12 protein-coding genes are annotated in these 14,696 nt (G+C 69.2%); 6 read left to right on the top strand and 6 right to left on the bottom strand.

Features of this window, described 5'->3' with window-relative positions:
• Nucleotides 1-51 precede the first annotated feature (51 nt).
• The 4 genes from rhaS to AMS65_RS06460 all read left to right on the top strand — a co-directional run bounded on the left by rhaS (nucleotide 52) and on the right by AMS65_RS06460 (nucleotide 4,297).
• Nucleotides 52-1,095 (top strand): rhamnose ABC transporter substrate-binding protein, encoded by a 1,044-nt coding sequence (gene rhaS, locus AMS65_RS06475; protein ID WP_053383302.1) that lies wholly within the window; start codon nucleotides 52-54, stop codon nucleotides 1,093-1,095.
• 153 nt (nucleotides 1,096-1,248) lie between these two features.
• Nucleotides 1,249-1,602 carry an L-rhamnose mutarotase gene (locus tag AMS65_RS06470; protein WP_053383301.1) on the top strand — a complete coding sequence of 118 codons (354 nt, stop codon included), beginning with the start codon at nucleotides 1,249-1,251 and terminating at the stop codon, nucleotides 1,600-1,602.
• A gap of 27 nt (nucleotides 1,603-1,629) precedes the next feature.
• Nucleotides 1,630-2,799 carry an L-rhamnose isomerase gene (rhaI, locus tag AMS65_RS06465; protein WP_053383300.1) on the top strand — a complete coding sequence of 390 codons (1,170 nt, stop codon included), beginning with the start codon at nucleotides 1,630-1,632 and terminating at the stop codon, nucleotides 2,797-2,799.
• Nucleotides 2,800-2,851: 52 nt separating this feature from the next.
• Nucleotides 2,852-4,297 carry a rhamnulokinase gene (locus AMS65_RS06460; RefSeq protein ID WP_053383299.1) on the top strand — a complete coding sequence of 482 codons (1,446 nt, stop codon included), beginning with the start codon at nucleotides 2,852-2,854 and terminating at the stop codon, nucleotides 4,295-4,297.
• Between the two features lie 65 nt (nucleotides 4,298-4,362).
• Here AMS65_RS06460 and AMS65_RS06455 read toward each other — a convergent pair whose 3' ends face one another.
• The 6 genes from AMS65_RS06455 to AMS65_RS06430 all read right to left on the bottom strand — a co-directional run bounded on the left by AMS65_RS06455 (nucleotide 4,363) and on the right by AMS65_RS06430 (nucleotide 11,640).
• Nucleotides 4,363-5,793, bottom strand: coding sequence for a xylulokinase (locus AMS65_RS06455; RefSeq protein WP_053383298.1), 1,431 nt, complete (start codon nucleotides 5,791-5,793; stop codon nucleotides 4,363-4,365).
• A 61-nt stretch (nucleotides 5,794-5,854) separates the two neighbouring features.
• A complete protein-coding gene (locus AMS65_RS06450; protein WP_053383297.1) occupies nucleotides 5,855-6,913 on the bottom strand; it encodes an NAD(P)-dependent oxidoreductase in 1,059 nt (352 codons plus the stop codon).
• A gap of 121 nt (nucleotides 6,914-7,034) precedes the next feature.
• Nucleotides 7,035-8,021, bottom strand: coding sequence for a sugar ABC transporter substrate-binding protein (locus AMS65_RS06445; RefSeq protein WP_053383296.1), 987 nt, complete (start codon nucleotides 8,019-8,021; stop codon nucleotides 7,035-7,037).
• 35 nt (nucleotides 8,022-8,056) lie between these two features.
• A complete protein-coding gene (locus tag AMS65_RS06440) occupies nucleotides 8,057-9,076 on the bottom strand; it encodes an ABC transporter permease (protein WP_075200869.1) in 1,020 nt (339 codons plus the stop codon).
• Complete coding sequence (locus tag AMS65_RS06435) at nucleotides 9,073-10,605, bottom strand: sugar ABC transporter ATP-binding protein (protein ID WP_053383295.1); 1,533 nt, start codon at nucleotides 10,603-10,605, stop codon at nucleotides 9,073-9,075. Before AMS65_RS06435 ends, AMS65_RS06440 begins: the two co-directional genes overlap by 4 nt.
• 285 nt (nucleotides 10,606-10,890) lie before the next feature.
• Nucleotides 10,891-11,640, bottom strand: coding sequence for a DeoR/GlpR family DNA-binding transcription regulator (locus AMS65_RS06430; RefSeq protein ID WP_053383294.1), 750 nt, complete (start codon nucleotides 11,638-11,640; stop codon nucleotides 10,891-10,893).
• Nucleotides 11,641-11,743: 103 nt separating this feature from the next.
• On the opposite strand from AMS65_RS06430, the gene AMS65_RS06425 reads away from it, so the two are divergent.
• Both AMS65_RS06425 and AMS65_RS06420 read left to right on the top strand, forming a co-directional pair.
• Nucleotides 11,744-12,505 (top strand): DeoR/GlpR family DNA-binding transcription regulator, encoded by a 762-nt coding sequence (locus AMS65_RS06425; protein WP_053383293.1) that lies wholly within the window; start codon nucleotides 11,744-11,746, stop codon nucleotides 12,503-12,505.
• A gap of 118 nt (nucleotides 12,506-12,623) precedes the next feature.
• The gene (locus AMS65_RS06420) at nucleotides 12,624-14,684 is read left to right on the top strand and encodes a bifunctional rhamnulose-1-phosphate aldolase/short-chain dehydrogenase (RefSeq protein WP_053383292.1); all 2,061 of its coding nucleotides are present in this window, start codon (nucleotides 12,624-12,626) and stop codon (nucleotides 14,682-14,684) included.
• Nucleotides 14,685-14,696: the final 12 nt, after the last annotated feature.

The following is a 14,696-nucleotide window of genomic DNA, read 5'->3' as shown; positions in this document are numbered from 1 at the left end:
CCCTCCAACGAACACCCCACCGCCCCACCGGGCACGAAAGGAAAACGAACGATGTGGTTCCAGAAGAACAAGAAGGCCGGAGCGCTCATCGCGCTGGCCGCAAGCGCCGCACTGCTGCTCTCGGGCTGCTCGGGCGGCAGTGACGCCGGCGGATCCGATTCGGGATCCGGCGACGCCGGCGACGCCGTGAGCGTCACCTTCCTGCCGAAGAACCTCGGTAACCCCTACTTCGACACCTCGAGCAAGGGCGGCAAGGCCGCCGTCGAGGAGTTCGGCGGCACCTTCAACGAGGTCGGCCCCTCGGAGGCCACCCCGGACGCGCAGGTGAGCTTCATCAACACCGCCACCCAGCAGGGCGTCGACGCGCTCGCCGTCTCGGCCAACGACCCGCAGGCCATCTGCGATGCGCTGAACGAGGCTCGCGACAACGACATCAAGGTGGTCACCTTCGACTCCGACACCAACACCGATTGCCGCGACCTGTTCATCAACCAGGCCGACGCCGCCGGCATCGCCCAGGTGCAGGTCGACATGATCGCCGAGCAGATCGGCGGGTCCGGCCAGGTCGCCGTGCTCTCGGCCGCGGCCAACGCGACCAACCAGAACGCCTGGATCGACCTCATGAAGGAAGAGCTCGAGGCCAACCACCCCGACATCGAGCTCGTCGAGGTCGTGTACGGCGACGACGACGACCAGACCTCGTTCGACAAGACCGCGGCCCTGCTGCAGACCTACCCCGAGCTGAAGGGCATCGTCTCGCCCACCACGGTCGGCATCGCTGCCGCGGCGCGCTACCTGTCCACCTCCGATGCCAAGGGCAAGGTGTCGCTGACCGGTCTCGGCACGCCGAACCAGATGCGCGAGTACGTCGAGGACGGCACCGTCGCGGAGTTCGCCCTGTGGAACCCCGAGGATCTCGGCTACCTGACCGCTTTCGCGGCGCAGGCGCTCGTCTCCGGTGAGATCACCGGCGCCGAGGGCGACAGCTTCGAGGCCGGCAAGCTCGGCAGCTACACGGTCGGCGCCGACGGAGTCGTGCTGCTGGGCGACCCGTACCGCTTCAACGCGGACAACATCGGCGACTTCGACTTCTAGGAGCCGCCGGGCAGTCGAGCGAGCGTGGATCCTGCGACTCGCTCCGCTCGCGCAGGATGACCGGTTGCAGCCCGTCATCCTGCGCGAAGCGCCCTCCCATCAGCCTGCGCGCAGTCGCAGGATCCCACCCCGCCCCGACAGAAAGCCCCCACCATGCGAGTCTGCTTCCAGATGCAGGTCGATCCCGACCGCCTCTCCGAGTACGCCGAGCACCACGCGGCCGTCTGGCCCGACATGCTCGAGGCGATCGCGGACGCGGGGCGCCGCAACTACTCGCTCTTCCTCCGCGCCGACGGCCTGCTCATCGGCTACTACGAGACCGACGACGACGCGGCCTCGCAGCGCGCGCTCGAGGCTGACCCGCGCACCGCCGCGTGGGAGGCCGAGACGGCCGGCTACTTCATCGCGTCGGCCGGCCGGCCGGACCAGGAAGCCCCCCGGATTCCCGAGGTGTTCAACCTCGAGGACCAGCTCGCGCGCCACCGCGCGGATTCGAATCGCGCATAGCGCAGGACACAGGAGAAAGAGCAGATCATGAGCTCCCAGCTGACCCCGGACATCCTCTCAGCCCTCGAGCAGCAGGCCATCGAGGTCCCGTCCTGGGCGTACGGCAACTCGGGCACCCGTTTCAAGGTCTTCACGACCGCCGGCACCCCGCGCGATCCCTTCGAGAAGATCTCGGACGCGGCCCAGGTGCACCGGCACACCGGTCTGGCACCGGTCGTGGCGCTGCATATCCCGTGGGATCAGGTCGACGACTTCGACGCGCTGCGCGACTTCGCCACCGAACAGGGCGTCGCCATCGGCACCATCAACTCCAACACCTTCCAGGACGACGACTACAAGTTCGGCGCACTGACCCACGAGGACGAGCGGATCCGCCGCAAGGCGATCGACCACCACCTCGCCTGCATCGACGTCATGGATCGCACCGGATCGCGCGATCTGAAGATCTGGCTGGCAGAGGGATCGAACTACCCCGGTCAGGCCGACCTGCGCGCACGGCAGGATCGCCTGCAGGACTCGCTGCAGACGATCTACGCACGCCTCTCGGACGAGCAGCGCCTGGTGCTCGAGTACAAGTTCTTCGAGCCCGCTTTCTACCACACCGACGTGCCCGACTGGGGCACCTCGTACGCCCAGGTGGCCGCGCTCGGCGACCGCGCGATGGTCTGCCTCGACACCGGCCACCACGCGCCGGGAACCAACATCGAGTTCATCGTCATGCAGCTGCTGCGCCTCGGCAAGCTCGGCTCGTTCGACTTCAACTCCCGCTTCTACGCCGACGACGATCTCATCGTGGGGGCGGCCGACCCGTTCCAGCTGTTCCGCATCCTCGTCGAGGTGATCCGGGGCGGCGGCCTGAACCACCCCGACGTCACCTTCATGCTCGACCAGTGCCACAACATCGAGGCGAAGATCCCGGGCCAGATCCGCTCCGTGCTGAACGTGCAGGAGATGACCGCCCGTGCTCTGCTGCTCGACGGCGACGCACTCGCGGCCGCGCGAACGGCGAACGACGTGCTCGCGGCGAACGAGATCTTTATGGACGCCTTCTACACCGACGTGCGCCCCGCGCTCGCCGCGTGGCGCGAATCCCGCGGACTGCCGGCCGACCCCATGCGCGCCTACGCCGAGTCCGGCTATCAGCAGCGGATCGAGGCCGATCGCGTCGGTGGCACCCAGGCCAGCTGGGGGGCTTAGCCCACGCCCCCGGCTGAACTCCCCCGCCCGTCCCTTCTCCGAGGAGCTCCGCATGACCACCCGCAACGCACAGGCCGCATCCGCCGCGGTCGCCGCCGTCGATCTGGGCGCCACGAGCGGCCGCGTGATCCTCGGCCGCGTCGACGGGGGCGTGCTGCGCACGCAGCACGTGGCGCGCTTCGCGAACGATCCCGTGCGCACGCGGGACGGCCTGCACTGGAACCTGCTCGAGCTCTATCGCCAGGCGCTCGCCGGCCTCGCGCTCGCCGAGCGCGAGTCGCCCGGCGAGATCGCCTCCGTGGGCATCGACTCCTGGGCGGTGGACTACGGCCTGCTGCGCGGCGGGCGCCTGCTGGGCGTTCCCCACCACTACCGCGACGCGCGGTGCGAGACCGGCGTAGCTGCGGTACACGCGCGCGTGCCCGCCGAGCAGCTCTACGCCCGCAACGGTCTGCAGCACCTGCCCTTCAACACGATCTTCCAGTTCGCGGCGGAGGGCGAGCTGCTGGATCTCGCCGACCGCGTGCTGCTGATCCCCGATCTGCTGAACTACTGGCTCACCGGCGTCGAAGCGGCAGAGCTCAGCAACGCGTCGACCACCGGGCTGCTGGATCCGCGCAGTCGCGCGTGGGATCTCGAACTCGCCTCCGGGCTCGGGATCCCATCCCGGATCCTGCCGCCGCTCATCGAGGCCGGCAGCCGGCTGGGCTCGCTCGCGCCCGAGGCCGCGGCGGTCGTCGGACGCACGATCGACGTCGTGGCCGTCGCGTCGCACGACACGGCCTCCGCCGTCGCCGCGGTGCCTGCGGAGCGGCCCGACTTCGCCTACATCTCCTGCGGCACCTGGGGCCTGGTCGGCCTCGAGCTCGACGCGCCCGTGCTGAGCGACGAGGCCTACCTCGCCAACTTCACGAACGAGGGCGGGATCGGGGGCACCACCCGCTTCCTGCACAACGTCATGGGGCTGTGGCTGCTCTCGGAGTCGCTGCGCCACTGGGAGCCGGGCGCCACGGACGCGCAGCGATCCAGTCGCCTGAGCGAACTGCTCGACGAGGCCGCGCGGGTGGGATCCGCGTCTCCGATCTTCGACGTCAACGACCCCGTCTTCCTCCCCCCGGGCGATGTTCCCGACCGCATCCGGTCCTGGTTCGCGACGCGCGGGGAGCGCGCCCCGCAGACCCCGGCGGAGATCGTGCGGTCGATCGTCGAGAGCCTCGCGGCGGCCTTCGCCGAGGCGGTGCGCGAGGGCTCCCGCCTCGCCGATCGTGAGGTCTCCGTCATCCACATCGTCGGCGGCGGCTCGCAGAACACCCTGCTCTGCCAGGCTCTCGCCGACCGCTCCGGTCTGCCGGTGCTGGCCGGCCCCATCGAGGCGACCGCCATGGGCAACCTGCTCGTGCAGGCGCAGACCCTCGGTTTGATCGAGCCCGGACTCGAGTCGCTCCGCGCGGTGGTCGCCCGCTCGACGCGGGTCGTCGCCTACGCGCCCCGCGGGTAGCGCTGCGCCGAGCCGCGCGCCGCGGGGGCGGAGCAGCGCAGCGCGCCCGCCCGCCGCGGGGAGGATCAGCCCCGGCGGGTCTCGTTGAGCGCGCTCACCTGGGCGAACCGGTCGAGCCGATCGGCGTACGCCGCGGTGCGCTCGGCGTCGGGCGTGTAGCTCGCCCGGATCTCCCGGCCGAGCCCGCGGACCGTGTCGAGCGAATCGATCGCCCCGATCGCCATGCCGGCCAGCACGGCCGCTCCCTGGGCGGCCCCGTGGCCGCTCGCCGGTCGATCGACGGGCACGCCGAGCACGTCGGCCTTGATCTGGAGCCAGGCACGGGAGGACGAGCCGCCGCCGGTCGAGACGACGCGCTCGACCGGGAACCCCGCGGCCGCGATCGTCGCCACGTCGCGGGCGAGCGCCATCGCGTTGCCCTCCATCGCTGCGAGCATGAGGTCGTGCCCGTCCGTGGCCAGGTCGACGCCGTCGATCACGCCGCGCGCGTGCTGGTTCCAGGTGGGGGTGCGCTCGCCGGCCAGGCTCGTCACCATCGTCAGCCGCCCGGGGCGGGCGCGCCCCAGCAGCGTCTCGTCGTCGCGCAGATCTCGCTGCGCGTCGAGGCCGTTCACCCAGTCGATCGTGGCGCCGGCGGTGACCTGCGCGGTGAAGAGCAGGTCGACCCCGGGAGTGCAATGCCGCGAGTGCAGGAATCCGGGCACGCGGGTGCCGCGCGGCACCGGCAGGATCGTGACGCTCGAGAAGCCCGTCATGTCGACGAGCGGATCCCCGGGTTCGAGGATGCCGGCCTCGAGCGCGGATCCGATGGAGTCGATACCGCCCGCGACCACCAGCGCTCCGGCGGTGATCCCCGTCGCCTCCGCGGCCGCCGCGGTCACCGCGCCGACCACCTCGGTGGCCGGCACGATGCGCGGCAGATAGCGCAGCGAGGGTTCGGCCTCGACCAGGGCGGCGTCGAACGCATCGGCCTCGTCGTCGAACCCCTGCATCAGCGCCGCGGTGGTGTCGTCGAGCACACTCGATCCGCTGAGCCTGCGCACGATGAAGCCGTTGGCCGAGAGCACGTGCTGCGCGCGGGCCAGCGCCTCCGGGCGGTGCTTCACGAGCCAGGGCAGCTTCGCGGTACCGAAGAAGGAATCCGCGCCGTTGCGCGACTGCGGCACGATCTCGGCGATGCGCTTGGCCTCGTCGTCGGCCCGGCGGTCGAGCCAGGTGAGCGCCGCGTGCGTCGGATCCCCCGCCTCGTCGACCGGCACCAGCGTCGGAGCCTGCGAGGTCACGGCGACCGCGGCGACCTCCCGCCCGTTCACCACCCGGCGGGTGACCGCGCACACGGCCTCCCACCACGCGTTCGCGTCCTGCTCCGCAGCGACCCCCTCCGTAGCGGTCGGGTAGCGCTGCGAGGCGTCGGCCACCAGCGCGCCGCTGCGGTCGGTGGCGACCACTTTGACGGAGCTCGTACCGACATCGATGCCGAGGAGTAGCTTGGTCATATCTCTGCTCTGCCTGGAGGGAACGGGCCGACGGCCCCGGACGGATCGGAAGCGGCGCGGATCAGCGCGCGGCGCCCTGCGCGAATTCTACGAGAGGGTGCAGCAGCGGCTCGCCCGCGAGGTATCGGCGGATCTCCTCCGCGACGCCGTCGGCCGCGCGATCCGTCGTCTCACGGCTCGCGCCGGCGATGTGCGGGGTGAGCACGATGTCGTGACCGGCGGCGGCGAGCGCGAAGATCCGGTGGCCGAAGTCGACGGGCTCCTCCGGGTAGACGTCGAAGGCGGCTCCCGCGAGATGGCCGCTCTCGATCGCGTCGGCCACCGCATCGTAATCGACGAGCCCGCCGCGGGCGGCGTTCACGAGGCGGGAGCCCGGCCGCATCATGGCCAACCGCTCGGCATCGACCAGGTGCTCGGTCTCCGGTGTGAGCCGCGCGTGCACCGACACCAGATCGGCCGCGCGGAACACCTCCTCGACCGTGTCGACGCGGCGCACGACGCCGTCGAGCACGCCCGCGGGCAGATAGGGGTCGAAGACGACCACGTCGGCGCCCATGGCCGCGAAGACCCTGGCGACGTGGGCGCCCACCGCACCGGCGCCGAGCAGACCGATCGTGGACCCCGCGATCTCACCGCCGACCTCGCCGTAGCGGTAGAACTCGCCGCGCCACTCGTGCGACAGCAGCGTGTTGTGCGACAGCGGGATGCGGCGCAGCAGCGCGAGCGAGAGACCGACGGTCATCTCGGCGGTGGAGACGCCGTTGCGTCCGGGCACGTTGGCCACCATGACGCCGTGAGCCCGGGCGGCCTCCAGGTTGACATTGGTGGGGCCGCCGCGAGACACCGCGATCAGCCTGAGATCCGGGCTCTCGGCGAGCACGCGCTCGGTGAGCGGCGCCAACTGCGTCGCGATGGCGGTGACGCCCTGCAGCGCCTCGATGAGCTGATCCTCGGTGCCGGAGGCCTCGTCCACCTCGGCGACACGGCCGAACGGCGCGTCCGGCCAGGGGAACTCGAGTTCGCGGATCTCGACCGCGCGGCCGTCGAGCGCCTGCTCGAGCGAGCGGCGCAGGTGAGCGGCACGGATGAAGAGGTCTCCCGCGGCGAGAATGCGTGTCATCGGTGTATGCCTCGAATCTTGATGCGTCAGGGGGCGGATCCGCACTGCCAGGGCGGGCTCCGCACCGGGGTGATGGTGCGCGGTGCGGGCCGAGGAGCCCGCACCGCGTCGGTGTCGGCGATCAGCCGCCGAAGACCTCGTCGTAGTACTCCTGCGCGTTGGTCTTGTCGATGACGGTGACCGGCATGTACTGGTCCTTCTCCACGTCCTCGCCCGCGAGCAGGTCGGCGGTGATGTCGATGAGCGTGCGGCCGTGCGCCTTGCCGCCGCCCAGGCTGACGGAGGCCTTCTGCGGATCGCCCTTGAGGATGTTGTCGATCTCGATACTCGTCGCGTCGATGCCGAAGAGGCCGAACTTCTCGAAGTCGGTGACACCGCTGGCCTTCACGCCCTCGTTGCCGCCCTGCGCGCCTCCGCCGCCGATGGTGGCGATGACCTTCATGTTCGGGTTGGCCTGCAGGAAGTTCTCGGCGTTCTTCACGCCCTCCTCGGCCGTCAGCGCCGAGTTCGTCGCGACGAGTTCGGCGTTCGGGGCGAGCTCTTCGATCGCGTCCTTGATGCCGTTGGCGCGGTCGATGATCTCGGGGAAGGTCGGGAGATCCATGAGACCCCACTCGACGACGCTCTCGTCGCCGTAGTTCTCGTTGATCCACTCCGCGGCGGCTTCGCCGTTCGCGTAGCCCGTGTTGTAGGCGTCGACGAGGTACTGGGCGTCGTAGTTGTCGAGTACCTGGGTGTAGCCGACGACCTTGATCCCGGCGTCCTGCGCCTTCTTGGTCACGTCGATGAGGGACTTCGCGTCGACGGCGCAGATGATGATCGCGTCGACCCCCTGCTGGATGAAGTTCTCGACCTGGGTGACCTGCGTCGAGGCGTCGCTCTTGGCGTCGACGTAGTTGACCGACAGATCGTTCTCGGCGCCGTAGCTCTGCGCCTCCTGCACCAGCTCCGCCCACACCGGGTTGGAGAGGTCGGAGAAGGTGACGCCGACCGAGAACTCGTCGCCCGAGGCGTCCGATGCGCCGGCGGTGCTCCCGCTCGCGGACGAGCATGCGGACATGCCGAGCAGGAGCGCTCCTGCGGCGAGGACTGCGGTGATCTTCTTCATTGAGATTTCCTTTCGATCGTTTGGAGAATGCGTGGTCAGGAGAGCGGAACGGTGGTGGTCTTGGGGCCGTACTTCTTGCCGCCGAGGGTCATGCCGCCGATCTGCCTGGTGCGGCCCTTCGAGTTCTTCGACATCGCGTCGTAGATGACGGCGATGAGCAGGATCGCGCCCTTGATCACGAGCTGCACGTACTCGCTGACGTTCAGCAGTACGAGGCCGTTGTCGAGCACGCCGACGATGAGCACACCCACGAAGGCGCCGAACATAGTGCCGCGGCCGCCCATCACGCTCACGCCGCCGAGCACGCAGGCCGTCAGCACGCTGAACTCGAAGCCGGCACCGGTCGCCGATTGCGCCGAGTTGAGTCGCGAGAGCAGCAGCACCGCGCCGACCGCGGTGAACAGGCCGCAGATCGCGTAGACGAACAGCAGGGTGCGGCGGGTGTTCACACCGGACAGGCGCGCGGCCTCGACGTTGTTGCCGATGGCGTAGAAGTAGCGGCCGATGTAGGTCTTGTTGGCGATGAAGTAGCCGATCGCCCAGACGACCACCAGCACCATCACCGATACGGGGATGCCGATGAGCGCTCCCTGGCCGAGCACCGAGAAGTCGCTCGGGAAGCCCGAGATCGGGAGGCCCTTGGAGAGCAGGTAGCTGACGCCGTTGAGGATGGTCATCATGGAGAGGGTCACGATCAGCGGCGCGACGCCCGTGAGCGTGATGATGAGACCGTTGATCAGGCCGATGACCACACCGAGCACCAGCACCAGCAGAATGGCGAGCGGCCAGGGCACGTCGAACTGGGACATCATGATGCCGCAGACCACGACGTAGAGCGAGATCTGGTAGCCGACGGAGAGATCGATGCCGCCGGTGAGCAGCACGAACGCGAACCCGACTGCGACGATCCCGAGCGTCGTCACCTGTCGCAGGATGTTGAACAGGTTGTTCGCGTCCAGGAAGTTGGGCGAGAGGATGCTGAAGCCGATGATCAGCAGCACCAGCACGAGCACGATCCCGAGCCCCTGGACCCGCGGCATGAACTTCGAGGTCATGCGATGTCTCCTTCCGAAGCCAGGGTGAGAATGGCTTCTTGCGTAATGTCTTCCTTGCCGAGCAGACCCTGCTGCCGGCCCTCCTGCAGCACGACCACCCGATCGGACATGCCGATCAGCTCCTCCATGTCGGAGGAGATCATGAGGATCGTCTTGCCCTCCGCCGCGAGGCGGTTCATGATCGCGTAGATCTCGTGACGGGCGCCGATGTCGATGCCCCGGGTCGGCTCGTCGAAGATCAGCACCTCGGGGCCGGTCGCGAGCCACTTGGCGAGCACCACCTTCTGCTGGTTGCCCCCGCTCAGGTTGCCGACGATCTCCTTGCCGCTCGGCGCCTTCACGCGCAGCTCGCGCATGTAGCGATCCGACAGCTCGGCCTCGGCGGCTCCGGAGACCACCGGTCCGCGCGAGAGCTTCTTCAGGGTCGGGAGCGAGATGTTCTGCTCGATCGAGAACTCGAGTACGAGGCCGTGCCGCTTGCGGTCCTCGGGCACCAGCGCGATGCCGTTGCGGATCGCCTCGATCGGATTGGTGGAGAGCACGGAGTCGCCGTGCAGCTCGACCGTGCCGGCTTCGGGGCGCTTCGCGCCGAAGAGCAGCTCCATGAGCTCGGTGCGGCCCGCGCCGATCAAGCCGGCGAAGCCCAGGATCTCACCGCGATGGGCGACGAAACTGATGTCGTGCACGCCGTTGCCGCTGAGCCCCTCGACGGTGAGCGACGGCTCGCCGATGGGGTGCTCCCGCTCGGGGTAGCCCTCGCTGAGCTCGCGGCCCACCATGAGGGAGATCAGCTCGTTCTTGGTGGTCTCGGCGGTGGGCACCGTGGCGACGTAGCTGCCGTCCCGCAGCACGGTGACCCGATCGGACAGGCGGAAGATCTCATCCATGCGGTGCGAGATGTAGACGATGGTCATGCCCTCGCGCTTCAGCGTCTCGACGATCGCGAACATCGCGTCGACCTCGGAGGCGGTGAGCGGAGCCGACGGCTCATCCATGATGAGCAGCTTCGCGTCCTTCGAGAGCGCCTTGGCGATCTCGACGATCTGCTGGTAGCCGGTGGTCAGCGTCTCGACGAGCGCGTTCGGGGAGATGGAAACCCCGAGACGAGAGAACAGCGCCTTCGACTTCTCGGCCATCGCCTTCCGGTCGAGCACCGGCCCCCTCCCCTTGAGGATGAACTCCCCCAGGAAGACGTTCTCGGAGGCGCTCAGATTGGGGAAGAGTGTGAACTCCTGATAGATCACGGCGATCCCGAGTTCGCGGGCGAGCTGCGGCGTGAGCCGCTCGTAGGAGTCGCCGTTCACGGTGATCGTGCCGCTCGTCGGGGCGATCGCGCCGGCGAGGGTCTTGATCAGCGTCGACTTGCCCGCCCCGTTCTCGCCGATGATGGCGTGCACCTCGCCGGCTCGCAGGTCGAGGCTGACCCCGTCGAGGGCGCGGACGCCGGGGTACTCCTTGACCAGCGAGTCGACCTGCAGGGCAAGCCCGCTGCGCTCGCTCTCGTCGGTCGGCGTGCTCGGGAATGTCATCGCCGGAGTCTCCTCACTTCGTCGTGATGTCTATGCATCGCACTCATCATGTTCTTTTTTGTTAGATATTGTCAAATAATGTTAGGTATCGAAATGGTAACGAGGCCGAAACGCCCTGTTCACGCAGAACACCGCGGCACCGCGCGAGGCCGACGCGTCGATCCCGTGCCGCCGCACCGCCGCACCTCCGGGGCAGGCCTCGCACGGCGCAGGAGGCACGGCGCGGACTCCGCAGCCCGCGATCCGACAGCTCCGCGGCGGCAGTACGCCGCCGCCCAACGGCCGTCAGCGCAGTTCGGAGACGAGCCCCCGATAGGGCGCGAGATCGCGCATCTCGGGATTCAGCTCGGTCGCCAGCACGTCGATCTGCTCGAAGCCGACCGCTGCCGCGGTCGCCGTACTGCCGAGCTTCTCGGCGTGCACGCCGATGATCACGCGCCCGGACGCCCGGGCGAAGGCCCGCTTGATCTCGGCCTCTTCGAGCGTGTTCTCGTGGCACCCCTGCTCGTCGAGCGACGCCGCCGAGGCGAAGAAGGCCGACAGCCGCACCGTCGACAGGAATCCCGTCGCGACGGGGCCGATGAGCGAATCGCTGCGCCGATCCGCCGCACCCCCCGTGAGGATCGCGGTGAGTCCGGGGCGCTCCTGCAGCGCCTGGAACGTGAGCATGCCGTTGGTCACCACGCAGAGATCGCCGCCGCCGACGATGCGCTGGGCGAGCCGGTGCATGGTGGTGGACGAGTCGAAGCCGATCATGCCTCGATCCGGCACCAACGGCAGGAGCTTCTCCGCGATCCGGATCTTCTCCTCCGCATATGAACCCTCGCGGCCCTTGAAGCTCACCGGCCCCGTGTAGAGGGCCCCGCCGCGCACGCGGCGGATCCCTCCGCCGCCCTCGAGCTGATCGAGATCCCGGCGCACGGTCATCTCGCTGACGCCGAGCTCGCCCGCGGCCTCGGCCAGGGAGACCCGTTGCGTCTCGCGCAGCTTCTGCAGGAGCCACGCGCGGCGTTGTTCAGCGGCGAGTGAGGTCATGGTGGAATCTAGCGTAGCGCTGCGGGGACACCGCGCGCCTCGAATCGCGATCAGCCCCGGAGTCGGATGCCGGAACGCCGAGGAACAGCCTAGGCTCGTTGACATGGCGGTGTACGGCAGTATCGACGGCGAACGACGGCGCAAAGACCTGGCCGATCTCATCCAGCGCAGGGGGGAGATCTCGATCGAGGAGGCGCGGGATCGATTCGAGGTCTCGGCGATGACGATCCGGCGCGATCTCGAAGTGCTCGAGCTCGAAGGGGTGGTCAAACGGGTACGGGGTGGCGCGGTCGGCGCACCAGCTCCGCGAAGCTATGACGAGCGCCTCGCCACGCGCGCGGCGGCGAAGCGGGCCGTGGCGAAGAAGGCTCTGGCGCTGGTGCCGACCCGCGGCGCGGTGGCCCTCGACGCATCGACCACGGTGAACGCCCTGGCCGAGATGCTCGCGGATCGGCACGAGCTCCTCGTCTGCACGAACTCCGTCCAGACCTTCGAGATGCTGACCCGCGCAGGGGGCCCGCAGGCCCACCTCACTGGAGGGGCGCACGAGCCAGCGACGGGCAGCCTCGTCGGACCCATCGCGAATGCGGGAGCACGACTCATCCACACCCTGACGTTCTTCACGTCGGCCGATGCTTTCAGCCCGGCCCAAGGGACTTCGGAGGCCTCGCTCGCCGAGGCCGAGGTAAAGCGCCACCTCGCCGCAGCGGCCGAGCGTACGGTGCTCTGCCTCGACTCATCGAAACTCGGCAAACGCTCCATCGGTATGGCGCTCGAAACCGGCGACATCTCGACACTGGTCACGGAACTCGCACCCGAAGACCCCCGACTGGACCCCTATCGCGAGCATCTTGACGTGCTCTGAGCGCACTCGCCGGCACTCGCTCCGGCTCCAAGCCCCGCAGCGGATCGAGGCGCCTCCTTGTCCCTGATGTTATTTCGTGTTAAATTCACATCAAATAACATCTGCCACTGGAGGCACTATGAGTCACCCCGCTCACCCCACCGTCGACGCCCTCATCACCCGCTCGAATCGGCTGGGAGCCGAAAAGAAGAACACGAACTTCGCCGGAGGCAACACCTCCGCCAAGGGCATCGCTCAGGATCCGGTGACCGGCGACGACGTCGAACTCATGTGGGTGAAGGGCTCCGGCGGCGATCTCGGCACCCTGACCCCGGGCGGACTCTCCGCCCTGCGCATCGATCGCCTGCGCGCGCTGCAGGGCGTCTACCCCGGCATCGATCGCGAGGACGAGATGGTCGCCGCACTCGACTACTGCCTGCACGGCAAGGGGGGAGCCGCCCCCTCGATCGACACCGCCATGCACGGCCTCGTCGATGCGGCGCACGTGGATCACCTGCACCCGGACTCCGGCATCGCGATCGCCACCGCCGCCGACGGCGAGGAGCTCACCGCGAAGATCTTCGGCGACGGTGCCGGCAACCAGCGTGTCGTGTGGGTGCCCTGGCGCCGCCCCGGCTTCCAGCTCGGCCTCGACATCGCCGCCATCAAGGCGGCCAACCCGCAGGCGGTGGGCTGCATCCTCGGCGGGCACGGCATCACGGCCTGGGGCGACACGAGCGAGGAGAGCGAGCGCAACTCGCTCTGGATCATCGACACCGCCGCCGCCTACATCGCAGAGCACGGCGACGCCGAGCCCTTCGGCGCGGTGGTGCCCGGCTTCGAGCCGCTGCCCGAGGCGGAGCGCCGATCCCGGGCCGCCGCCCTCGCCCCCGCGATCCGCGGCATCGCCTCGCACGACAGCGTGATGGTGGGCCACTACTCCGACGCTCCCGAGGTGCTCGACTTCCTGTCGCGCGAGAAGCTCGCGCCTCTCGCGGCGCTCGGCACCAGCTGCCCCGACCACTTCCTGCGCACCAAGGTGAAGCCCCTCGTGCTCGACCTGCCCGCCACCGCGTCCCTCGACGAGCAACTGAGCCGTCTCGCCGAGCTGCACGAGGCCTACCGCGCCGACTACCGGACCTACTACGAGGCGCACGCCGACGAGGCGAGCCCCGCCATGCGCGGCGCCGATCCGCTCATCGTTCTCGTGCCGGGCGTCGGCATGTTCTCCTACGGCAAGAACAAGCAGACGGCCCGCGTGGCCGGCGAGTTCTATCTCAACGCGATCAACGTGATGCGCGGCGCCGAGGCGCTCTCGACCTACGCCCCCATCAGCGACGCCGAGAAGTTCCGCATCGAGTACTGGGCGCTCGAGGAGGCGAAGCTGCAGCGCTTGCCGAAGCCGAAGTCGCACCAGGGCCGCATCGCGTTCGTCACCGGCGCCGCCTCGGGCATCGGCAAGGCCATCGCCACCCGGCTCGCGGCCGAGGGGGCCTGCGTGGTCATCGCCGATCTCGATCTCGAGAAGGCACGGGCCGCGGCCGCGGAGCTGGGCGATACCGATGTCGCCGTCGGCATCGCCGCCAACGTCGCCGACGCCGCCGCGGTGCAGGCCGCGATCGACGAGGCCGTGCTCGCATTCGGCGGCGTCGATCTCGTGGTCAACAACGCCGGTCTGTCGCTCTCGAAGCCGCTGCTCGAGACCACCGAGGCCGACTGGGATCTGCAGCACGACGTCATGGCGAAGGGCTCGTTCCTCGTCTCGCAGGCCGCCGCGCGCGCCATGATCTCCCAGGGTCTCGGCGGCGACATCGTCTACATTTCCTCGAAGAACAGCGTCTTCGCCGGCCCCAACAACATCGCCTACTCGGCGACCAAGGCCGACCAGGCGCACCAGGTGCGCCTGCTCGCCGTGGAGCTCGGCGAGCACGGGATCCGCGTCAACGGCATCAATCCCGACGGCGTCGTGCGCGGATCCGGCATCTTCGCCTCGGGCTGGGGCGCGAACCGGGCCGCGACCTACGGCGTCAAGGAGGAGGATCTGGGCCAGTTCTACGCGAACCGCACGATCCTGAAGCGCGAGGTCGTGCCGGAGAACGTCGCCGACGCGGTGTACGTGCTCACCGGCCCCGAGCTCAGCCGCACCACGGGCCTGCACGTGCCCGTCGACTCCGGCGTCGCCGCCGCCTTCCTGCGCTGAACCGCGCGCCGC

This window comes from Leucobacter celer subsp. astrifaciens, assembly GCF_001273835.1.
In the GTDB taxonomy this organism is placed as follows: domain Bacteria; phylum Actinomycetota; class Actinomycetes; order Actinomycetales; family Microbacteriaceae; genus Leucobacter; species Leucobacter celer.
Note: the sequence above shows the minus strand (reverse complement) of the source record. Positions and strands in the feature narration are given on the sequence as shown.

Excerpts from the sequence above, each read along its gene's own strand:
- rhaS (WP_053383302.1), top strand. The coding sequence starts at position 52 with ATGTGGTTCCAGAAGAACAAGAAGGCCGGAGCGCTCATCGCGCTGGCC.
- AMS65_RS06470 (WP_053383301.1), top strand. The coding sequence starts at position 1,249 with ATGCGAGTCTGCTTCCAGATGCAGGTCGATCCCGACCGCCTCTCCGAG.
- rhaI (WP_053383300.1), top strand. The coding sequence starts at position 1,630 with ATGAGCTCCCAGCTGACCCCGGACATCCTCTCAGCCCTCGAGCAGCAG.
- AMS65_RS06460 (WP_053383299.1), top strand. The coding sequence starts at position 2,852 with ATGACCACCCGCAACGCACAGGCCGCATCCGCCGCGGTCGCCGCCGTC.
- AMS65_RS06455 (WP_053383298.1), bottom strand. The coding sequence starts at position 5,793 with ATGACCAAGCTACTCCTCGGCATCGATGTCGGTACGAGCTCCGTCAAA.
- AMS65_RS06450 (WP_053383297.1), bottom strand. The coding sequence starts at position 6,913 with ATGACACGCATTCTCGCCGCGGGAGACCTCTTCATCCGTGCCGCTCAC.
- AMS65_RS06445 (WP_053383296.1), bottom strand. The coding sequence starts at position 8,021 with ATGAAGAAGATCACCGCAGTCCTCGCCGCAGGAGCGCTCCTGCTCGGC.
- AMS65_RS06440 (WP_075200869.1), bottom strand. The coding sequence starts at position 9,076 with ATGACCTCGAAGTTCATGCCGCGGGTCCAGGGGCTCGGGATCGTGCTC.
- AMS65_RS06435 (WP_053383295.1), bottom strand. The coding sequence starts at position 10,605 with ATGACATTCCCGAGCACGCCGACCGACGAGAGCGAGCGCAGCGGGCTT.
- AMS65_RS06430 (WP_053383294.1), bottom strand. The coding sequence starts at position 11,640 with ATGACCTCACTCGCCGCTGAACAACGCCGCGCGTGGCTCCTGCAGAAG.
- AMS65_RS06425 (WP_053383293.1), top strand. The coding sequence starts at position 11,744 with ATGGCGGTGTACGGCAGTATCGACGGCGAACGACGGCGCAAAGACCTG.
- AMS65_RS06420 (WP_053383292.1), top strand. The coding sequence starts at position 12,624 with ATGAGTCACCCCGCTCACCCCACCGTCGACGCCCTCATCACCCGCTCG.